This is a genomic window from Pseudomonas sp. GM21 (genome assembly GCF_000282215.1).
Lineage (GTDB): Bacteria > Pseudomonadota > Gammaproteobacteria > Pseudomonadales > Pseudomonadaceae > Aquipseudomonas.
In genome coordinates this window covers 1-22358 of sequence record NZ_AKJS01000071.1, presented here as the reverse complement: position 1 = coordinate 22358, position 22358 = coordinate 1, and the positions used below count along the sequence as shown (strand labels likewise).

General features: G+C 59.2%; 15 protein-coding genes. 6 read left to right on the top strand and 9 right to left on the bottom strand.

What is annotated here, in order from left to right:
• Positions 1-3: 3 nt before the first annotated feature.
• From PMI22_RS18595 to fdnG, 3 genes are read right to left on the bottom strand one after another with little or no spacing between them, the layout of a single operon-like run.
• On the bottom strand, positions 4-657 hold the full coding sequence (locus PMI22_RS18595) for a formate dehydrogenase subunit gamma (RefSeq protein WP_007944948.1): 654 nt from the start codon (positions 655-657) through the stop codon (positions 4-6).
• Positions 654-1589, bottom strand: a complete 936-nt coding sequence (fdxH, locus tag PMI22_RS18600; RefSeq protein ID WP_007944947.1) for a formate dehydrogenase subunit beta — start codon at positions 1587-1589, stop codon at positions 654-656. Before fdxH ends, PMI22_RS18595 begins: the two co-directional genes overlap by 4 nt.
• Positions 1590-4655, bottom strand: coding sequence for a formate dehydrogenase-N subunit alpha (gene fdnG / locus PMI22_RS18605; protein ID WP_157214424.1), 3066 nt, complete (start codon positions 4653-4655; stop codon positions 1590-1592).
• Between the two features lie 309 nt (positions 4656-4964).
• Between fdnG and PMI22_RS18615 the strand changes: the two genes are divergently transcribed.
• The 5 genes from PMI22_RS18615 to PMI22_RS18635 all read left to right on the top strand — a co-directional run bounded on the left by PMI22_RS18615 (position 4965) and on the right by PMI22_RS18635 (position 9882).
• Positions 4965-6119 (top strand): MalY/PatB family protein, encoded by a 1155-nt coding sequence (locus PMI22_RS18615; protein WP_007944944.1) that lies wholly within the window; start codon positions 4965-4967, stop codon positions 6117-6119.
• Between the two features lie 226 nt (positions 6120-6345).
• Positions 6346-7203, top strand: coding sequence for an SDR family oxidoreductase (locus tag PMI22_RS18620; RefSeq protein WP_007944943.1), 858 nt, complete (start codon positions 6346-6348; stop codon positions 7201-7203).
• A 164-nt stretch (positions 7204-7367) separates the two neighbouring features.
• The gene (locus tag PMI22_RS18625; protein WP_007944942.1) at positions 7368-8705 is read left to right on the top strand and encodes a cation:proton antiporter; all 1338 of its coding nucleotides are present in this window, start codon (positions 7368-7370) and stop codon (positions 8703-8705) included.
• A gap of 130 nt (positions 8706-8835) precedes the next feature.
• On the top strand, positions 8836-9129 hold the full coding sequence (locus tag PMI22_RS18630; RefSeq protein ID WP_007944941.1) for a hypothetical protein: 294 nt from the start codon (positions 8836-8838) through the stop codon (positions 9127-9129).
• Positions 9130-9405: 276 nt separating this feature from the next.
• Positions 9406-9882, top strand: coding sequence for a hemerythrin domain-containing protein (locus tag PMI22_RS18635; protein WP_007944940.1), 477 nt, complete (start codon positions 9406-9408; stop codon positions 9880-9882).
• Positions 9883-9961: 79 nt separating this feature from the next.
• Here the strand turns inward: PMI22_RS18635 and PMI22_RS18640 are convergent, their stop codons facing one another.
• The 4 genes from PMI22_RS18640 to PMI22_RS18655 all read right to left on the bottom strand — a co-directional run bounded on the left by PMI22_RS18640 (position 9962) and on the right by PMI22_RS18655 (position 16930).
• Entirely contained in the window at positions 9962-11884 is a 1923-nt protein-coding gene (locus tag PMI22_RS18640; RefSeq protein ID WP_007944939.1) for a hybrid sensor histidine kinase/response regulator, read from the bottom strand.
• Between the two features lie 74 nt (positions 11885-11958).
• Positions 11959-12858 carry a zeta toxin family protein gene (locus PMI22_RS18645; protein WP_007944938.1) on the bottom strand — a complete coding sequence of 300 codons (900 nt, stop codon included), beginning with the start codon at positions 12856-12858 and terminating at the stop codon, positions 11959-11961.
• A 128-nt stretch (positions 12859-12986) separates the two neighbouring features.
• Positions 12987-15266, bottom strand: a complete 2280-nt coding sequence (locus PMI22_RS18650) for an ATP-dependent DNA helicase (protein ID WP_007944937.1) — start codon at positions 15264-15266, stop codon at positions 12987-12989.
• On the bottom strand, positions 15263-16930 hold the full coding sequence (locus tag PMI22_RS18655) for a VRR-NUC domain-containing protein (protein ID WP_007944936.1): 1668 nt from the start codon (positions 16928-16930) through the stop codon (positions 15263-15265). Before PMI22_RS18655 ends, PMI22_RS18650 begins: the two co-directional genes overlap by 4 nt.
• 170 nt (positions 16931-17100) lie before the next feature.
• Between PMI22_RS18655 and PMI22_RS18660 the strand changes: the two genes are divergently transcribed.
• Positions 17101-17328 carry a YgdI/YgdR family lipoprotein gene (locus PMI22_RS18660; protein ID WP_007944935.1) on the top strand — a complete coding sequence of 76 codons (228 nt, stop codon included), beginning with the start codon at positions 17101-17103 and terminating at the stop codon, positions 17326-17328.
• 128 nt (positions 17329-17456) lie between these two features.
• Here PMI22_RS18660 and PMI22_RS18665 read toward each other — a convergent pair whose 3' ends face one another.
• Positions 17457-19145 carry a polyurethane esterase gene (locus tag PMI22_RS18665; RefSeq protein WP_007944933.1) on the bottom strand — a complete coding sequence of 563 codons (1689 nt, stop codon included), beginning with the start codon at positions 19143-19145 and terminating at the stop codon, positions 17457-17459.
• 21 nt (positions 19146-19166) lie between these two features.
• Positions 19167-22214, bottom strand: coding sequence for an autotransporter serine protease (locus PMI22_RS18670; protein ID WP_007944932.1), 3048 nt, complete (start codon positions 22212-22214; stop codon positions 19167-19169).
• Positions 22215-22358: the final 144 nt, after the last annotated feature.

Genomic DNA, 22358 nt, shown 5'->3' with positions numbered 1-22358 from the left:
TGCTTATCCTTTTTTGCTGATCGGCCGGTCGGGGTGTTCGTCGCGAGTCACTTCGCGGTACCAGAGTTCATGGTGTTTTTTCGCCCAGGGGCGGCTGACCCAGCCATGCACCATGGCGCTGACCGAGCCCCTGATCCAGATCCCGGCGTAAATGTGCACGATGATGCACAACACCAGCACAAACCCGGCCAACGCGTGCAGCAGCATCGCCCAACGAATCGAGGTAATGCCAAAAAAAGCGCTGAAATACGCGCGCCAGATCACCAGTCCAGTGAACAGTAGCACCAGCATGCAGGCCAGCAAGGTCCAGAACAGCAGCTTCTGCCCGGCGTTGTACTTGCCAACGGGCGGCACGCCCTCCTCCTCGTTCTTGATCACCCTCCCGACGCGCTTCAGCCACAACCGATCATTGGTGATGAAGTAATTCGCCCGCCAGAATTGCAGCACCAATCCAAGGAACAGTACGAACATCACCACGCCCATAAATGGATGCAGGATGCGTGTCCACGGACCACCGCCAAACAGGTTGCTGAGCCAGAACAGCGCCGGATGAAACAGCGCCAGGCCGGAGAGTGCCGCCATGAAAAACAGGATCGCCACCAGCCAGTGATTGGTGCGCTGGCCGGCGGTGTAGCGCAGGATGGTTTTGTTGCTCATGGCCTGTCCTCCCGCCGCGGATCATAGGTATGAACCGATGGGTCAATCTCATGCACGGCCGGGTCCTTGCCTGGAGGATCTTCGCCCTCTTCGACCACCTGCGGCCCGATGCGCACGTAATGGAAGAACCCGGCCACCACTGCCAGGCCCATGGCCAACAGGCCTAACGGCTTGCTCACGCCTTTCCACAACCCCACCAGCGGACTGATCGCCGGCGCGTTCGGCAGGCCGGCGTACAACGACGGTTCATCGGCATGGTGCAGTACATACATCACGTGCGTGCCGCCCACACCCGCAGGGTCATAGAGACCGGCATGCTCGAAGCCGCGACTCTTGAGGTCGACAATGCGTTCAGCGGCGTGTTCCTTCATGTCTTCCTTGGTGCCGAACACAATCGCCCCGGTCGGGCAGGTTTTCACGCAGGCCGGCTCCAGCCCGTACTCGACCCGGTCCGAACACAACGTGCATTTGTAGGCCTTGTGATCCTTTTGCGAGATACGCGGAATGTTGAATGGGCAGCCGGTGATGCAGTAGCCGCAACCGATGCAGTGGTCCTGGTTGAAATCGACAATGCCATTGGCCAGCTTGATGATCGCCCCCGGGCTCGGGCACGCCGCCAGGCAACCGGGTTCGGCGCAATGCATGCAGCCGTCCTTGCGAATCAGCCATTCGAGGTTGCCGGCATCGGTTTCATGCTCAGTGAAGCGCATCAGCGTCCAGGTTTCCGCGCTCAGGTCTTGCGGATTGGTGTAGGTGCCCAGGTTGAAGCCGACTTCGTCGCGCAGCTCGTTCCATTCCGAGCAGGCGACCTGGCAAGCCTTGCAGCCGATGCACTTGGTGGTGTCGATCAGCTTGGCCACTTCATCCTGAATGCGTACCGATGGCGACGGGGTCGTGGTGGCCGACCGGGCAATAATGTCTTGGCTGGCCATTTAGATTTTCTCCACGTTGACCAAAAATGACTTGGATTCCGGGGTCTGCGTGTTGCCATCGCCGAGGAACGGTACCAGGGTGTTGGTCAGGTAACCGTGACGCGTTAGTCCGGTAAACCCCCAGTGCAACGGAATCCCGATCTGGTGCACCACCTGGCCGTTGACCTGCAACGGACGAATCCGCTTGGTCACCACCGCCACCGCTTCAATGTGCCCGCGCTTGCAACTGACGCGCACGCGATCGCCGGAAATGATGCCTTTCTCCTTCGCCAGCACCTCGCCGATTTCGACGAACTGCTGTGGCTGGGTAATCGCGTTGAGCTTGCAGTGCTTGGTCCAGAAGTGGAAATGCTCGGTCAAGCGGTAGCTGGTGCCCGCGTACGGGTAATCCTTGGCCACGCCGAGGGAATCCCACACCGAATCGAAGATCCGCGCCGCCGGGTTGCTGGTGGCTTTCTTGTTGTCCGGGTGCAGCGGATTGATGCCGATGGGCGTCTCGAACGGCTCGTAGTGCTCGGGGAACGGGCCTTCGTTCATCTTGTCGACGGCGAAGAACCGCGCCACGCCTTCGGGGTTCATGATGAACGGATTCATCCCCGCTTCCGGCGGCACGTCGGCCTTGTAGTCGGGCACATCAGTGCCACCCCAGACCTTGCCGTTCCACCACACCAGGCGTTTTTTCGGATCCCACGGATTTCCTTTCAGGTCGGCAGACGCGCGGTTGTAGAGAATCCGTCGGTTCGCCGGCCAGGCCCAGGCCCACCCCAGGTGTTGGTGTGTACCCCACGGATCACTGTTGTCGCGACGGGCCATCTGGTTACCGGTCTCGGTCCAGCTGCCGCAGAAAATCCAGCAGCCGGACGCGGTGCTGCCGTCATCCTTGAGCTGACTGAACGCAGCCAGTTGCGCATTGCCCTTGATCGCCGCCCCCGTGGCGTCGGTGAAGTCAGTGGTGGCGTAGCCGTTGATTTCCTTGGCCAGCTCTTCCGGCGAGGGTTCATGGGCGATCTTGTACGGCCACGACAGTTTGAGGAGCGGAGCGGGATAGGCGCCACCCTGCGCCTGGTAGCGCTGACGCAAACGCAGAAACAGCTCAGCCATGATCCGAATGTCAGTGTGCGCTTCACCCGGGCCGTCGGCGCCTTTCCAGTGCCATTGCAGCCAGCGACTGCTGTTGACCAGCGAGCCATCTTCCTCGGCAAAACAGGTGGTGGGCAGGCGAATCACTTCGGTCTGGATGTCGGCGCTTTTCACATCGTTGTACGGCCCGACATTGCGCCAGAACTCTGAAGTTTCGGTGGCCAGCGGGTCCATCACCACCAGCCATTTGAGTTTGGCCAGCGCCACCATCACCCGGTTCTTGTCAGGCAACGCCGCGATGGGATTGAAGCCCTGGCACATGTAGCCGTTGACCTTGCCCTGGCCCATCAGGTCGAACACCTTGAGGATGTCGTACTGGGGGATGTCCAGTTTCGGCAGGTAGTCGTACGCCCAGTTGTTCTCCACTGTGGCATTGACGCCATACCAGGCTTTCATCAGGCTGACGTGGAATTTGCCGTAGTTCTGCCAGTAGGACAGTTGCCCCGGCCGCAACGGTGTCTGCGTACGTTTGGTAATGAAGGCGGCGAAATCCTGTTCGGCGTCGCCTGGCAGCGTCAGGTAACCGGGCAACGAGTTGGACAACAGTCCCAGATCGGTCAGGCCCTGGATATTGGAGTGCCCGCGCAAGGCATTGACGCCGCCTCCCGGCATACCGACGTTGCCCAGCAGCAATTGCACCATCGCCGCGCTGCGGATGATCTGCGCGCCGATGGAGTGCTGGGTCCATCCCAACGCATACAGGATGGTCATGGTCTTGCCCGGTGCCGAACACGTGGCAATTTCATCCCATATTTTTTGCATGGCATCGACGGGCATGCCGCAAATCTGGCTCGCCAGGTCAATGTTGTAGCGGCTGTAATGCTGCTTCATCAATTGAAAGACACACCGTGGATCCTGCAGGGTCGGGTCGACTTTGACAAAGCCGTCTTCACCGAGCTCATAACCCCAGCCGGACTTATCGGTGTAGGTGCGCTTGGCCGCGTCATAACCGCTGAAAATCCCGTCCTCGAAGCCATACCCGGCTTTGACGATGAACGACACGTCGGTGTAGTTGTGCACGTACTCGTGCTGGATTTTGTCCTTGGTCAGCAGGTAATTGATCAGCCCGCCCATGAAGGCGATGTCGGTGCCGGTGCGAATCGGCGCGTAATAGTCGGCCACCGAAGCCGTGCGGGTAAATCGCGGGTCGACCACGATCAGTCGCGCGTTGTTGTGCGCCTTGGCTTCCGTCACCCATTTGAAACCGCAGGGGTGCGCTTCTGCTGCGTTGCCGCCCATCACCAGAACCAGATTCGCGTTGGCGATATCGGTCCAGGTATTGGTCATGGCACCGCGGCCGTACGTCGGGGCAAGACTTGCCACCGTCGGGCCGTGTCAGACACGCGCCTGGTTATCAAACCCCAGCATGCCGAGACTGCGAATGACCTTGTGGGTGATGTAGCCGGCTTCGTTGGAGGCCGCCGATGCCGCGAGGAAACCGGTGGTGAGCCAGCGGTTCACCGTTTGGCCCTGGGCATTCTTCTCTATGAAGTTGGCGTCGCGGTCGGCCTTCATCAGGTCGGCAACGCGATCCAGCGCTTCATCCCAGGAGATGCGCGTCCACTCGCTGCTGCCGGGCTTGCGCACCTGCGGGTATTGCAGACGATCGGGGCTGTGAATGAAATCGAGCAAACCCGCGCCTTTGGGGCACAGGGTGCCGCGGTTGACCGGGTGGTCGGCGTCACCTTCGATGTGGATGATGTTTTGCGCGACATTCTTGGCGTTATCGCCCTGGCTGTACATGATCAACCCGCAACCGACCGAGCAATACGGGCAGGTGTTACGGGTTTCATGGGTGGCGGCAAGCTTGAAGTGGCGCACCTGCTCGGCGAAGGCCAGCGTGGGGGCCATACCCAACGCGCCCAGGCTCGAGCCTGCAAGGCCGATACCAGCGACCTTGAAGAACTGACGACGGCTGAGGTCCATCGTGCACTCCTGATCAGGTGGAAATCCGGGGCTTTGCCGGATTTTCTATGCAATCACGGTGGCGGCAGACGGGCTGCCGACATTTGAAACTCTAGTCAACGCAGGCGTGACCTGTGTGAAAACCGACCGTCGGGCACTTATCCGATACGCGCCACACCAGCGAACCTGTGGGAGCGAGCCTGCTCGCGATAGCGGTGGGTCAGACAACATCAATGCCGGCTATACCGGCCTCATCGCGAGCAGGCTCGCTCCCACAGGGGGTTGGCGATTATCATGGGCCATTCCAATCCTGCATTCACGAGACCGCGCATGACTTTCGATTTTGATCAGGTGTTCGATCGCCATAACACCGGTAGCACCAAATGGAGCCGCTACGCGGCCGACGTGCTGCCGATGTGGGTGGCCGATATGGATTTTGCTGCGCCGCCGATGATCATCCAGGCCCTGCAAAAACGCCTGGAACACCCGATGGTTGGCTACAGCGTGGCCCCGGATGACTTGCGCGATGCCATCGTGGCCGACCTCTGGAACAAATACGCCTGGCGCGTCGAGCCGCAAGAGCTGATCTTTCTGCCGGGAGTCGAGTCGGGCTTCAACATGGCGCTCAAGGCGCTGGTCCAGCCGCCACAGAACGTCGTGGTGCAGGTACCCAACTATCCGCCACTGCGCCACGCGCCGGCTCATTGGGGTCTGAACAAGGTCGAGTTGAATTTCGACGAGCAGGCTGACGGCACTTACACCACACCGCTCGCCACCCTCAGTCAGTCGCTGCAAGGTGGCGGCGCGCTGCTGCTGAGCAATCCGCACAACCCGCTGGGCAAGGCCTTCCCGCGGGACGAATTGCAAGCGATTGCCGACATCTGCCTGGAACAGGGCGCCTGGATCATCTCGGACGAAATCCACGCCGAGCTGTGCTTCGACGGGCGCAAGCATATTCCGATGGCAACCCTGAGCCCGGAAATCGCCCGGCACACCATCACATTGATGTCGGCGAGCAAGGCCTACAACATCGCCGGCCTGAAAACATCGTTCATGATTATTCAGGACCGCGCGTTGCGCGAAAAGGTCAACCACGCCCGTTGCGGCATGGTCGACAGCGTCAACCCGCTGGGCCTGTTAGCCACCCGCGTCGCCTACAGCGAAGGCGGGCCATGGCTGGCGGAACTGAGCGCCTACCTGCAAAGCAACCGCGATTACCTGGTCGACGCCGTCCGCACCCGCCTGCCAGGTGTCACCATGAACGTGCCGCAAAGCACCTACCTGGCGTGGCTCGATTGCTCGGCATTGGGACTGGACAACCCGCAGCAGTTCTTCCTGGAACAGGCCAAAGTCGGATTGAGTCCTGGCCTGGATTTCGGCGATGACACCGGGCAGTTCGTACGCCTGAACTTCGGCTGCCCACGCGCGTTGCTTGAAGAGGGTATTGCGCGGATGGAGCGCAGCTTGCGCAATCGCAAGGCCTGATCCTCTCTCAACTTCACCACATCCCCCTGTGGGAGCGAGCCTGCTCGCGAAAGCGTCATTCCAGTCGACATTGATGTTGGCTGACATACCGTCTTCGCGAGCAGGCTCGCTCCCACAGGGATTTGTGGGGCATTTGGAATTATCGGCACCTGAAATCCAACCGAACTCAAGACAAAACCCAACGGTCAACCCTTTGACCCGATTGCCTTGAACCCGGAGATTGAAGATGACTGACTATCCAAAACCACCCTTCCCCAAACAAGCCCAAGCCGTCCCCGGTTCCCAGCGCAAGATGGACCCCGTCCCTGACTGTGGTGAGCAGTCCTATAAAGGCTCGGGCCGGTTGCAGGGCAAGATCGCCCTGATCACCGGCGCCGACAGCGGCATCGGCCGCGCGGTGGCCATTGCTTTTGCCCGCGAAGGCGCGGATGTCGCCATCGCCTACCTGAATGAACACGAAGATGCGCAGGAAACCGCACGCTGGGTTGAAGACGCCGGTCGTCAAACCCTGCTGCTGCCTGGCGATATCGCGCACAAAGCCCAATGCCAAGCCCTGGTGGACAAGACCGTCGAGCGTTTCGGCCGCATCGATATTCTGGTCAATAACGCCGCGTTCCAGATGACCCACGAAAACCTCGAAGACATCCCGGATGAAGAATGGGTGATGACCTTCGATGTCAACATCACGGCCATGTTCCGCATTTGCCAGGCCGCGCTCAAGCACATGAAACCGGGCAGCTCGATCATCAACACCAGTTCGGTCAACTCGGACATGCCCAAACCCACCCTCCTCGCGTACGCCACGACCAAGGGCGCAATTGCCAACTTCACCGGTGGGCTGGCGCAAATGCTTGGACCGAAGAATATCCGGGTCAACAGCGTGGCGCCGGGGCCGATCTGGACGCCGCTGATCGTCTCGACCATGCCTGACGAAGAGGTGCAAAACTTTGGTTCTCAAACTCCGCTTGGCCGCCCCGGCCAACCGGTAGAGGTGGCGCCTATTTATGTATTGCTGGCGTCGGATGAAGCCAGTTACATCACGGGGCAGCGTTATGGCATTACGGGCGGCAAGCCAATGCTCTGAAGGGAACCTGTCGACCTGTTCAGAACTCAACCAATCTGTTGGTGACTATTCTGATGGGAATGATTCTGGTGTAGTCCAACCTGCTGTCGCCTGAGTACCTGCGCGCGACCGATCGGTTGCTTCCCGGAGCCCTGCATCGCGACATCTGCCCGGCGAGTCAAGACATGAGTTTCATTCTATGGGTGGCGGTGCTGGGTGCCGTGCTGCTGACGCTGGCACTGACCTCGTCGTATCTGCGCTGGATGCCGGTGACCACGTCGGCGGTGTGTCTGGTGCTGGGTGCTGCGATTGGGCCCGGTGCACTTGGTTTATTGAAACTGAACACCGATGACGCCGCTGGCTGGATGGAGCACCTGACGGAAGTTGCGGTGCTGTTTTCGTTGTTTGTCTGTGGTCTGAAATTACGCTTGCCGCTCAAGGACAAGACTTGGCGAATCGCATTCGGGCTGGCCGGGCCGGTCATGGTCTTGACCATTGGCGGCGTGTGTTTGCTGCTGCACTACGGGTTCGGCGTGTCGTGGGGCGCCTCCGTGTTGATCGGCTCGGTACTGGCACCGACCGACCCGGTGCTGGCCGCCCTGGTGCAAGTCAATGATGCACGGGATGACGACCGTGTGCGCTTCGGTCTGTCAGGCGAGGCCGGGCTGAACGATGGCATCGCGTTTCCCTTCGTGATTCTCGGATTACTTTTGTTGCAGCACGACGGCGATCCCGGCTGGGTGGGTGACTGGGCGCTTAAAAGTCTGCTCTGGGCCGTTCCCGCCGGTTTGCTCACGGGCTACTGGATGGGGCGCGGTATCGGGCGCGTGACGTTGACGTTACGTATCCAAAACGATGACAGCACGCTATCCCCGAATGATTACCTCGCCCTCGCCTTGATCGCGCTGGCCTATGTTGGCGCCGAATTCATTCATGCCTATGGGTTTCTCTCAGTATTCGCCGCCGGCCTCGGCTTGCGGCGGGCCGAGGTCAAGACGGCCGGCGAATCGCTAGAGCCCGCCGAGCACCTGGTCCAGCCAGTGGTGGGTCACCAGAACGTCGAGCCGCAACATGCCGTGCGTGGCAATACCGACCACCTGGAGGACGGCCAGGTCGCGGCGGGCATCATGATGAGTGACATGCTCGCCTTCGGCGGCCTCGTGGAGCGGGCCATGGAAGTGTTTCTGGTGACGCTGCTGGGCGTGGTGCTGATCGCTCACTGGGATTGGCGCGCCTTGCCCATCGGCGGCGTGCTGTTTTGCCTGATCCGGCCGCTGAGCGTGGCCGTCATGCCGTGGGGGCGCCTGCTTGACTGGCATCAGCGTGCATTGATTGGCTGGTTCGGCATTCGCGGCATCGGCAGTCTGTATTACCTGTTTTACGCCTTGAACCACGGGCTCGGTCAATCGGTGGCGACGCTGTGTACCGACCTGACGTTATCGGTGGTCGCCCTGAGCATCCTGATTCACGGCTTGACGACCCAGCCCACCCTCGCGCACTACGAGCGTCTGAAAAAAAAATGAATTCCCCTTTTCACCCGGCAGTCACAGCTTTAATCCCGCTGTGTTTGTGCATCGCGGGATCCGACAGATTCGGTTCCACTGTGGCAACGACGCCTATTTAAAGGGACCCCGAAAAAAGGTGCCGGTCATCATGCAATATTCCTCCCCTGATCAAATCAAAGCCTGCCGGGCACTCGCCCTGGAACGTAACCGTCATATGTTCGAAGAGGCCCAGAACCTGAGCCGATGTGCTTTCGAATTGCTCGATGGCGGCGACCTTGATGCGCAGTTGTTCGATCGTTATCAAGCACTGCGCCGCAAAGCTGATTTGAAATTTCAGGAAGCGATTGAGCATCTGCAGCTACTCAACGAAGATTTCCCGCCGGTGCCACTGTCCACCAGCAACTCTCGTCAATTGCGCGAGCGGCTTGAACATCGAGCCTGAGCGAGAAAGAAGCCCGGCGATTGCCGGGCTTCTTTTTCACTGCAAAAAGACTGTGATTCAAGGTTGCTCGCACTGTGCCGCGAACTGCATGAGAAAAATATCTAACTCATGCAGCCTGCATGACCGCAGTTAGCCATCAAGCTGTTTAACTATTTGATTTGTATGGGCAATAACTCTCTCCAAAAGTCGGCACGACTCCTGCTCAATCAACTCAAGCGACTATCGGCCACTGAGACCGTTCGCGCTCACCCCTGTGATGACTTGAGAGACTTGACCATGAACGCCATCGATCTGTTGAAAGCTGACCATGAACGTGTAAAAGGCATCCTGAGCCAATTGAGCGAATCCACTGAACGCGGTGTTAAAAAACGCACCGAGTTGTTGGCCAAGCTGGAGATGGAAATCAGCATTCATACCCGACTTGAGGAAGAAGTCCTGTATCCGGCTTATAAAAAAGCCGGTGGCAAGGAGCAGGACGTGATGTATTACGAAGCCAAGGAAGAGCACCGTACTGTGGACTCGCTGGTGCTGCCGGACCTGAAAGTCACCGACCCTTCCACCCCGGAGTTTGCAGGTCGAGTCAAAGTGGTCAAGGAACTGCTGGAGCACCACATCGAGGAGGAAGAAACGGAAATGTTCCCCCAGGCGAAAAAGCTCCTGGGCAAAGCGACCCTCGAAGAATTGGGCGCACAGATGGAAATGTTGAAGGCTCAATACAAAAAAGAACTGAGCGACGGTAATCTCGCTGCTTGACTCGATCTGTAGCAGCTGGCGCAGCCTGCGTCAGCTGCTACATAAAGCATTTCCGTGTAACTGAATGGGGACTTGGAATTCACTTCATTGCCTGGGCAATGACCTCCACCAGATTGAGCTGGGTATAGGGTTTGGACAAACGCGGGAGCATGGTGGCGAAACCTTCGAGGCGTTCGGCGTAACCGGTGGCAAGGATGATCGGCAGATCGGGTTGCTTGAGCCGGATAGCCTGTGCCAATTGCGCGCCGTTCATGTGCGGCATGGCCATGTCGGTGATCACCAGGTCGATGTGCTGCTCAGTTTCGAACACTTCAAGCGCTTTGGCACCGGACATCGCCGCGACGACCCGGTGACCCAGATCCTCCAGCAACAGCCCGGTACTGGTTAACACCAGGCTGTCGTCGTCCACCACCAGTACACACAACTGGGCCACTGGCGCTGATTGTTCTTCGCCGATGACGGGCCTGATGTCCGATGCAGGGGTGGCGACCGGAATCCAGAGTTCAGCGGTGGTGCCTATGCCCTGGTGGCTCTTGAGTACGAACCGTCCACCCAATTGTTCAATAAAACCATGCACCATCGACAGCCCCAGGCCTGTGCCTTTCCCCACCCCTTTGGTGGTGAAAAACGGGTCCATCGCCGACGAGAGTGTTTCCTCATTCATTCCTTCGCCGGTATCGGTAACGCTCAGGCAGACATAAGCGCCTTCCTTCAGGGATAAACGAGTTTGATCGCGCGGCTCGGCTTTCCTGGCGCTGATGACGATTTCACCGCCATCGGGCATGGCATCCCGGGCATTGGTGACGAGGTTCAAAATGGCCAGTTCGAGCTGGTTGACGTCAGCCATGACCGGCTCAAGTTCTGCTGAAAAACGCGTCTCGAGGACCACTGAAGGCCCGAGTGAACTGCGTAACAACCCACTGATTCCTTCAATCAGCGTGGGTATTTCCACCGATTCGAATTTGAGTTCCTGACGCCTGGCAAAGGCCAGCATGCGCTGAGTCAGGGACACACCGCGCAAGGCGCCTTGGCGGGCATTGTCGACCAAACGGGTCAGTTTAGGATCTTCCCCTATCCGTTTGCGCACGATTTCCAGATTGCCGAGGATCACCGTCAGCAAATTGTTGAAGTCGTGGGCAATCCCGCCGCTGAGTTGGCCGATGGCCTGCATTTTCTGCGCCTGGAACAACGCCTCGCGAGTGCGCTCAAGGTCTTGTTGGGCCAGCGTCGCCTCGGTGATATCACGGGTAATCTTGGCAAAGCCCAGCAGCGTGCCGGTATCGCCCCAGATCGGGTCCACCACGACGTGAGCAAAAAACCGTGTACCGTCCTTGCGCACGCGCCATGCCTTGTTTTCGAATCGCCCTTCCCGTCTGGCCGTCTCCAATGCCCGTTGCGGTTCGCCGGCTTCGCGGTCTTCAGGGGTATAGAACATCGAAAAGTGCTGGCCGATGACTTCTTCTGGGCGGTACCCCTTGATTCGCTGGGCGCCCTGATTCCAGTTGGTGAGGCGCCCATCCGGGGCAAGCATGTAAATGGCGTAGTCCGTGACGCTTTGAACCAGCAACCGGAACTGCTGTTCACTTTGCTTGAGGGTTTCCTCGGCCATTTTGCGGTCAGTGAGATCGCGGGTGATCTTGGCAAACCCCAGCAACTTGCCGGACGGGTCGCGAATCGGGTCGATCACCACGTGCGACCAAAAATGCGTGCCGTCCTTGCGCACCCGCCAGCCTTCACCTTCGAAACGCCCTTCATTAATCGCCGTGTCCAGCGCGCGCTGGGGTAAACCGGCACGACGATCTTCTTCGGTATAGAACCGCGAAAAGTGCTGGCCGAGAATCTCCGCTTCCTCGTAGCCTTTGAATCGACGGGCGCCGGCGTTCCAGCTGGTGATGATGCCGTCGGGATCGATCATGTAGATCGCATAATCCACCACAGCATCAATCAACAGGCGAAAGCGCATCTCCTCGATGGAGTTGGTTTTGGACGGCACATCACTCATCGATTACACCCGCAACTATCGTTTTAATGGAGTATGCGGTAAACCGTGAGTTTGAAAAGCCGTAATACGCTTGTTTATCGGCACACGTATTTGGCGATGTAGGCATGCAGGTCGTTGTAGACGAAGTCAGGCACCTGTGCCGCGTGTGCCTGGGTTTTGAGTAACGCCAAGTGGCATGTCTTTACCATCTCGTCGCGCTCCCTCAGGGTGGAGACGTGATTATTGATAATGCTGGCATAGGTGCTGCACGCGGTCGGTGCCGTTGGAGGGGTTATCTCGGTCGTGTCTTTTGTATACGTCTTCTGGAAGCGCGAAACCCGCTCTTTCAAACCGCCGAGCCCGCGTTCATAGACCGTGATCTGTGAGCCGCTGACCGCTTTCGAGGCGGTTTCAAAGGCCAGGATGATCGCCTGTGCGTGACTCATGCTGGCCTCCAGCGCCGAAGAGGTGACAAACCTTTCGAGTTCCTGCTTTTTAAGGCTGTTTAGGGCTCTTTTGATGCTCGACACGTGAGCGAACGCTTGATTGCAGCCAACGATATGCGTCTCGAACTGATACCCGGCGGCGGTTGCCAAAGGAGGAAAGGCGGCAAATTCGAGGCTGTCGAACGCACACTCCATGATGATGTTGTATTTGAGGGTGAAGGCTTCGGTGAAAATCTTGGCGCACACCTCACGGACAAAGACCTCCGTGTGCTCATAGGCATGCAGGACTCCGAGCTTGATCATTTCGGCGTACTGCGGGTGTTTTTGTCGATACTCGGGCAAGTAAAGACGAACAAAACACTGATATCGGCTGGAAGGTAAAAGGCTTTTTTCCAGTAGATAGGTTTTGCCTGAGCCTTGCAGCCCGGCAACGATCAGTATTTTGGGGGTTGCCTGGGCGGTGATGCCACGGAACAACGTCGTTTTGATTTCATTGAATGCGGCAGTGACCTGCTCCGGAGTGTAAGCGTAGGTTGGTGCAACTGACATATCTTGATTTCCTTATCAAAGATTCGCTTGAAAGTGATGGCCTGCCCTTTGACTAAAGCGTTGATTAGACGATTGTTCAAATCGGCGTGTCTTTCAAGATATGTCGCTGTTTTATAAAGTACAAAATCCTACTCGATCGCGCGAAAATGCGTCGACTCCACCGACCACCAACGTGGCAATAACTGTTTAACCTTGCTGTCACCAAACCGGTCATCGATGAGCATCACAACCCCTTGATCCTGCTGGGTGCGAATCACCCGCCCGGCGGCCTGCACCACTTTCTGCACCCCTGGAAACAGATAGGTGTAGTCATATCCGGCACCGAAAATGGCAGCCATGCGGTGTTTCAACTGTTCGTTGACCGGGTTGAGTTGCGCAAGACCCAAAGTGGCAATAAACGCGCCGATCAACCGAGCGCCAGGCAAATCGATGCCTTCACCAAACGCACCGCCCAACACCGCAAAGCCGATGCCTTGGCTGTGCGTGGTGAACTGGTCGAGAAAGTCCTGACGCTGCGCTTCCCCCATACCCCGAGACTGGGACCACAGGGTGATGTGCGGATGACGCTCGGCGAGCACCTGCGCCACTTGCTGCAAATAATCGAAGCTGCTGAAAAACGCCAGGTAGTTGCCGGGGCGCTCGCCAAATTGCCGGGCGATCAGCTCGACAATCGGCTCAAGGGACGCCTGCCGGTGGACGAAGCGTGTCGAGATCTGGCTGATGATGTGTACTTGTAGCTGATCAGCATGAAACGGCGACTCGACATCTATCCACACCGTATTCGCGGGGGTGCCCAGCAGGTCGGCGTAGTAGTGCCGGGGGCTCAGCGTTGCGGAAAACAGCACGGTGCTGCGCGCAGCGGTCAGGCGTGGGCGGATGAAACCGGCCGGCACCACATTGCGCAGGCACAGCTGTGACAGTGGGCGCGGACGGTCGAGGTCACGTTTGCTGATGTCGAACAGGAACTGTTCATCGAAGAGTTCGGCCACCCGACAGAATTGCAGCATCTCGAAGTAGAAACTTTGCAGCGAGCTGTCCAGGCCCTGGGGGTGATCGTTGAGGTAGTCACCCATGCTCGCGCTGCACGAAGACAAGGCCTGGAGCAGTTTTTCCGGAGGCTTGTCGTACGCCTGATACGCGCCGGATTGCAAGTTATGCAGCGCATTCCATTCCCGATTGACCCGCTGCAGGGATTTTTTCAGCGGCTCAGGCGCGGTTTTTCGTACGCCGTTGAGGGTCGACTGGTCGAGACTGGCGCTGTACATCTGCCGGCCACGCTCCACCAGGTTGTGGGCCTCATCGACCAGCACCGCAACGTTCCAGTTATTGGTTTGGGCGAGCCCGAACAGCAACGCACTGAAATCGAAGTAATAGTTGTAGTCCGCAACCACTACGTCGGCCCAACGGGCCATTTCCTGGCTCAGGTAATAGGGGCAAACCTCATGCGCCAGTGCCACCTCGCGCAACGCGCTCTGATTCAACAGGCTCAGCTCACTGGCGGCCTGTCGAGCGGCGGGCAAACGATCATAGAACCCTTGGGCCAACGGGCAGGACTCGCCGTGGCAGGCTTTGTCCGGATGCTCGCAGGCCTTGTCCCGGGCGATCATCTCCAACACCCGAAGTGGCGGCGCATCGGCGCTTTGCAGAATCACCTGTGCCGCGTCCAGCGCGAGCTTTCGCCCCGGCGTCTTGGCGGTGAGGAAAAACACCTTGTCCAGTTGCAGCGGCGCCAAGGCCTTGAGCATCGGGAACAGCGTGCCCACGGTTTTGCCGATGCCGGTCGGCGCCTGCGCCATCAGGCAGCGCCCGGTGCTGACCGCTTTAAACACGGATTCGGCCAGATGCCGTTGCCCCGGACGAAACCCGGCATGGGGGAAGGCCAATTGCTGCGCCGCTTGATTGCGCGCCGTACGATGGGCCATTTCCTGCTCGGCCCAGTGCAAAAACAGCGCGCAATGATGTTCGAAGAACTGTTGCAGTTGCTCAGCGCTGAACGCCTCGACCAGACAGGTTTCCTTTTCGCTGACGATGTCGAAATACACCAGCGCCAGGTTGATCTGCGCCAGTTCCAGCTTGCGGCACATCAGCCAGCCGTAGACCTTTGCCTGCGCCCAGTGCAGCTGGCGGTGGTTGGACGGTTGTTTGCTCAAGTCTCCCCGATAGGTTTTGACTTCTTCCAGGCAGTTTTGCCCGGGATCATAGCCATCCGCCCTGCCCCTCACGTTCAAGGTTTTGTACGTGCCTTCAAGGGCGACTTCACTTTGGTAACCTTCGCTGCGCCGGGACGCGACCGTGCGGTGCCCGACGATGCCTTCCAGTGCCGTCGGTGACGGGGTGAAACGCAGGTCCAGGTCGCCGACCTTGGCGGTGAATTCACACAGCGCCCGTACCGCGATGCCGTAGTTCAAGCGTTCTGCTCCGCCCATTGCACATAACAGACGGCAATGGGCATCTGATGCTCATGACAGAACTCCAGCCAGCGCACCTGGTTGTCCTGCAGGCGGTCGCCGGGGCCTTTGACTTCGATCATGCGGTAGGTCTTGTCCTGCGGCCAAAACTGGATCAGGTCCGGCATGCCGGCGCGGTTGGCCTTGATATCCAGCAACAGGCGGTTGAACCAGTGCTTGAGGTGTTCCGCCGGAAGGCAGTCGAGTGCCTGATCGAGCAACGTTTCGTTGAGTACGCCCCAAAACACGAACGGCGACTGCACGCCCCACTTGGCCGCATAACGCTCACGAATCGTCTGCCGGTAACGACCGTCATCGAGTTCAGCCAGGCACGCCTCAAACAGTTCGGCACGGCGCGCGCAGAAGTCTTCATGTAACAGGTCGACCGGTCCACGCTGGAACGGGTGAAAGAACGCCCCTGGCAGCGGCGCGAAAATGGCCGGCCAGCACAATAAGCCGAACAGCGAGTTGATCAGGCTGTTCTCGACGTAATGCACCGGCGCGTGTTCTTCCGCCAGGTGTGCCTGCACGTAATTTTCCACCGAAAGCGCCAGATCGGTTCTGGGCAGTTGAAGTTCCAGGCGTTGCATTGCTCGCGGGGCTGGCCGCTTCAGCGCCGGTCCGCCGAGCTTGCGCCGCAGTCTGGGCAACACGCGCAGCACATGCTGATGCTCGGCGGCGCTTTCCGGTGATTGCTGCGCATGGGCAGCCAGGTCCAGGGCGAGCTGTAAGTCACCGCAACGTTCCAGCACCCGAATCAGCCTCACGCGTGCGCCGGGATAGGCGCAGTCGCGATAAATCGTCAGCGCGCTGGCGAAATCGGCGATGCGCTCGCAGTGCTGCCCCATCTGAAACAGCAATTTGCCGCGACGACGCTGAAGCCACGGATTGCTGAGTGTCAGCCCATTGATGTGCTCGACGATGGACGCCAGCGGCTCTCCCGCCTCGAAATGCTGCTGGCATTGGTGCAGGAACAGGCACGCATCGACGTCCTCCCGGCTGCGCAAGCCCCTGGATTCAGCGCTGAATTCGACTTTTTCATAGGTAAAAATGCCGAGATCGGCCAGCACGAACTCCGACCAGTCCTGATACAGGTTGCCGAAGAACATCAGCCGAAACCGGTCACACAGGTCCATGACGGTCAGGGTGAACAGTCGGTCATTCAGTGCAGGGCACCATTGGGCAAAGCTTTGTGGCTCGGGAAACTGTTCGCTCAGCAGGGGGAGCCAATCACTTTTTTTGCCTTTGGGCTGCTCGATGGCAGCACCAAAACACTGAACAATCTCGGCCTTGAGCAGCACCTCGAACAGTTCCTCGATGGGTAAGGGTAATGCTTCATCGATCCACCCTGCCGCCAGCAACGGCTGGACCGCGTGGGCGATATCACCGATCTCGACGTAATTCAGTTTGCCGGCCCTGAAATGCACGCCCTTGCGCATCACCATCCTGACCAGCAGCGCCCGCGACTCCCTGGATAGTCGGGAGAAATCACAGATGAAGGTTTGTTCTTCAACGCTTAATAGATCGGCATATCGATGTTCAAGCCAGTCAAGCACTTGCATGAAGTTGTTCAGGTAATAGAACGGATCGTCGAGGGGATTTGCAGTCACAGGGAAAAGCGCCATGGCAAGCGAGTACTGGTTATGCGTACAGATAACAGCTACCCGCGGTGCGGTGCAAACGGAAAAGGATAAGCGGCGGCGTTATTCGGTCATTTTCGGGCAGGCATCGAACTATAGTTGATCAATAGCACCAACCGGCATCGAGGTCCTTTTCAACATTGCGAGAGGTCAATATGAACATCAGAACCCTGGGTTTGCCGCTGACCATTGCAGCGTTGTCGGCCTTGGCCGGCTGCTCGACGCCGACGGTCGTTACCCTGCAAAACGGCACCCAGTATTTAACCAAGGACATGCCGGATACAAAAAACCCGGACGGCTTCTACGAGTTCGAGGATATTTCAGGCAAGACGGTGAGGGTCAATGCCAAGGAAGTGGCCACGATTCGCCCGGAAGAAGATTGAAGACCGCGTATCGTTCATCGTCGGAACGCCGCCCGGAGCCGGCTCGCTCCCACAGGGATCTTGTGAACACCAGAGATTCACTGTGCGAGCCTGCTCGCGAAGGGGCCCTTACCGGCGCCCCATAACCATCAGGCAATCACAATCCCTGAGCCCGACAAACTGTCCAGCCCGACGCCGACCAGCGTCACCGCAAAGTCACCGACCTCAAGCACGGTGTCATGGCCCGACTGCGAAGCATGCTGCTTGTAGTCATAACCCTGCCCCGCGCCTTGAATGCCCACGAACACCAATTTGTCGCTGCCCTGGTAGCCGTTGATCGAATCGAAACCGAAGGCACCGCTGAACAGAAACGTGTTCTGACCACCGACGGTGTGCATGACGTCATTACCCGTGCCGCCGACGAAGGTCACGTGGCTTTTGTCGCTGCGCAGCAAGTCGTCGCCGGCATTGCCGAACAACCAGTCACCGTCGATGCTCGCCGTCAGCGTGTTGCCGTAGGCGTCCCCGTTGAGCGAATGGTTGTAGTGAGTCAGCTCGGTGCCGTTGAGCAAACCGTTGGCGGTAACGTTGTACGTCACGTCCTGGGTGCTCCACCACGAACCGGACTCCTTGCCGACCAGTGCGCCGATGTCGCGGGTCATGCTGATGCCGCCGTAGGCATCGCGCACATACAGGGTGCCGTCGCCATCGTTGGCTACGCTGAAGTTCTGTAGCGGCTTTTGCAATTCGAGGGTATTGCTGCCCTTGCCGCCCAGCAGGATGTTGTAGCCGCCGTCATCGCGGAACCGGTCGTTGCCGTCACGGCCTTCGATGAAGTCATTGCCGGCGCCACCCTTGAGCAGATCGTTGCTGTCGGTGCCGATGATGAACGTGCTGCCGGTATGGGGCTCGCCGCTGCGGCCAAGGTCCTCGACCCAGGTCTTGCCCCGGGCCGATTCCGTCAGGTTGGAAACGATCAGCGTCGAGTCCTTGCTGGTCAGGTCGTAGAAGCGCGAGTCGATCACCCGGTTCAGACCGTCGGCATACCCCAGCGAACCGTGCGCCGACCAGTTCAGCGGATTGAGGATGCTGAACGGCAGCAGATTCTGCACGGTGGACGCGTACTGGTCATTGAAGTTGACGATGTTGTTGGTCGCCGATTCTTGATGACCGTCGTGCTTGCCCAGCGAACCGCTGCTGAACGTGGTGCCGTCGAGAACGCGAAAGACCGGATCGTTCTCGTAACCGATGTTCAGCACGTTGCCGCCGGTGGCGCTTTGGGTCGGCGAGGCGAAGGCCACGTAGTTGGCATCCTTGAAGAATCCGCCCCAGTTGTTACCGCTCAGCTCGGCGAGGCTGTTGACCCCCAGCCCGCCAAGACTGTGGCCGCTGACCAGCACATCCTTGGCCGTGATGCCATGGGCGATGGCAAACGCGGCAACGTCCTTGAGCAAGGCGTCGAACGCATTTTTCGTGTAGTTCTTCGCATAATCCACCGGTCCGATGGCGGCCAGCAGGTTGTTTTTCATGTCACCGAAGGTGTCGCCATACCCAAGGCCGCCGGTGCCGCGAAAGGCTATGCCGATCCCGATCAGCTTGCCTGCCGCGTCGTATTTGCCAAGCACTTCGGCCTCGGCGCTGGTGAAGCCAGCCTTCTCACCATAAAAGGTGCCTTGTGCGCCGACCTTGCCTTGATAACCCAAAGCCGCCGCTTGTATCGGCGCCCAGGCGGTCGCCGGCAGCGGCTGGCCCGTTGGCGTATATGCATACAGCGTCAACGCGATGGCATCGCTGTACAGCGCTTTGCCATCGGCCTGTTTGTAATCAAAAAGTCCCATGTTGTCGCTTCCTTTGGGTGATCAGAACTGCCAGTCCAGCGTCAGGCCCACGCCGTGGTCTTTCTCGTTGGAACCGATCAGGCCGTTGTAATCCAGGCTCACACGCACATCCTGAGCTACCGCCAAACCGGCGCGTGCACCAATGACGGCGGCGTTGCGATCCAGCGACACGCTTTGCACACTGAACGCGGTATTGCCGTTGGCAAACGCCAGGTGATCTTCGGACTGGGTGCTGCTCAGGTTGTGCTGCCAGCCCAGCGTGCCGGACAGTTCCAGCTGCTGTTTGTCCGACAGGGCAATCGCTTTGCTCGCCCGCAGGCCCAGGGTGGAAAGCACGGCGTCACGGTTGTCTTCACCGCCCTTGAGTGCGGCCGCGTCACCTTTTTCGGTGAAGCTGTCGCTGTTCAGGTGCACATAAGCCAGATTGGCGAACGGTTCCAGCGCCAACGGTTGTACATCCAGGCGATACGCTGCTTCAGTAAACAGTTGCGCAGTTGTGGCATCGTTTTTGGACTTTTGTTTGCCGCTCACGTCACCCAATTGCAGATTGCGTTTCACGTCGATGCGATGCCAGCTGTAAGCGCCACCGACGCTCAATCGCAGTGCGTCGATTTCATGGCCCAGGTAAGCACCCAAGTGATAGCTGTCGACCGAGGCTGACGAATGGGTGCCATCGCCCATGCTCAACGAGCTGTCGCTATAACCGGTGACGAAACCCAGCCGAGTATCTTCAGTGATCAGACCGTCGACCCCGGCCAGCAAACCGCCGATGGAGCTGTTGGAACTGGCGTTGTCATGCCCGCCATCGCTCTTGCCCCAGGCGCCGAGCACTTTGAGCCAGGCATTGCTGCGGTTATCGGTTGGCGCGGCGGCGTCAAACAGATCGTGTTCACGCAAGCGCTCACCGACGGCATCGCGCAGGTAACGGCTGTCGTTGATCAGCAGCGTATCGATGGCCGGATAAATTTCGCCGGACAGTTGCTGGAAGGCTTGTTGAGCCACGGCGGCGCTTGGCGACAGCAGCAAGGTTTCGTACAGCGCGTTGCCTGCCCCGAGTTGCTCGACGGCAGCGGCGACCGCACGTTGGTTCGGGGTTTGGCCGACGCTGGCGAAGGAAGCGGCGTTACGCTCGACGGCCAGTTGAATGCCGCTGGCCGAGTAGTCGAGTGATCCGCCAATGAACAGGTAATTGGGCACCACCGCACCGAAGCGCCCATCAATTCCGCCGGCCGCTTGCAGAATGTTGTACTGATTGCCGAGCAAGGATTTCACTTCGCCGGCGGTCAGCAATGTCGGGCTGTTTTCCAGGGACAGGCGGACGGTGGCGCCGTCGATGACGGCTTTGCCGCCGGTAACGATCTGGTCGCTGCTGGTGGGCGATAATTCCACGGCGTACGTCGAGCCTGGTTCGAAGGTTACATCGCCCGCCACTTGCAAGGTGCCGATGGAATTGCCCGGCGCCACGGTGCCGCCGCGTTTGGCGGTCAATCCGCCGATGCGACCGTTGCCGCCGAGGATCCCGCTGTCATTGACGGTGACCGTTGAAGCCAGCGAACCGTTGATCGCCAATCGGCCCTGATTGACCAGCGTCGGCCCGGCGTAGGTGTTGGCACCAGTCAAGACCAGCGTACCAATACCCTGCTTGGTCAGGCCGCCATGACCGGAGATGTCGTTGCGCCAGACGTCGAGTCCGCAGTGCACGTCGTTGCACACACGCTCGGTGGGTTTGCCAGCGTCAATGATCGCACCGATGCCCGGTAAATCGGCAACAAACTGGCTGGAGCCGTAGGCCCCCTGAATGCGGAACTCCTCAGGAATATCCTGCCCGGTGACGAACATCCCCGGGCCGTCGATGCCTTTGCGCAAGTTGATCATGCCCCAGCCGTACAACGCGTCGACACCCGGTGCGCCCAGGTCGGTGGCTGTGGTGCGCAGTACGGTGGCGACCTGCGCACCGGTCAGGTACGGGAAGCGTTCCATCAGCACAGCCATGGAGCCTGCGACATGCGGCGCGGCCATCGAGGTGCCGTTGTAGTTGGCGTAACCGGTGGTGAGGTTTTCGGTGTTGGTGCCACCGATAACCGAGCTGTAGATTTTGCTGCCGGGCGCCGACACGCAAAAGCTGGCGGTGTAGCCGCAGCGCGATGAGAACGTACTGATGGTGTAGAGGTTCGAGCTGGTGAGGTCCGGGTTCTTTTGCAATGCTGCGACGGTGACCCAGTTCGGCGCAATGTCCGGAACGAAATAGCCCAGCCCGGCGATGGCGTCCGGGTTGTTGAGGTTGTAGTCATTACCCGCGGCGAATATCGTCACGATGCCGCTACGCGCGGCGGCAATTGCACCGTCATAGGCACCGCCCGGTTTGGTTCCGAGCAGAGGCTGGATCTCGTTGAACTGCAACTGCGCATCCTGCACGGTGAAATGCGGGTACGCCGGGTCGCGTCCGCCGAGGTCGAAGCGATCCGTAATGCCAATGCCCCAGCTGTTGTTGATGATCCGTGCGCAGCTGGCGATAAGGGCATCCCAACCGGCCTTGTACACCGCGCCGTCGTTACCGCGAATAATGCCGTCTTCCGGGCCCGGGTCGCCGTTATCGGCACTGACGATTTGCGCGCCAAACGCCACGCCATGCATCGGGCCGCCATCGCGGCCGCCGGCTGCGATCCCGCCAACGTGGGTGCCGTGGGCACCGAGCTTGCCGTTGGAGCCGACGGTGGGCGTGCCGTCGTACCGAAACGCCTCCCCGGCTTTGACCGAAATGTACGGGTCGGTGTATTCGCGGATGCCGCTGGTGACCAGCGTGATCACTTGATTGGCACCGGAAAACTCCGGGTGTTTGGCGTAAACCGGCTGGTCGAAAATCCCCAGCTTCACGCCTTTACCGCTGTAGCCGGCGGCGTAGGCATCTTGTGCGTTGATCGCGCCCAGGCCCCAATCGGCGCTGAATTCGGCGCTGCGCCAGCTGTTGGGGTCGCCCGTGCGGCCGCTTTCCTCGTAGAGCGCGGCGTGCGCTGTGCCGAGTGTCGCCAGTGCGCAGAGCACGGTCAGTGTGTTGTGCTTGTTATTCATCCAGCTACCGTCCTTAGTTGTGTTGCAAAAATCCCTGCGCCTTGAAAAGCACCTTCAAATTCACCCACATCCCTGTAGCAGCTGCCGAAGGCTGCGTCCGGCTGCGCAGCAGTCGCAAAATCTCTCAGGGTTTACGACTGCTGC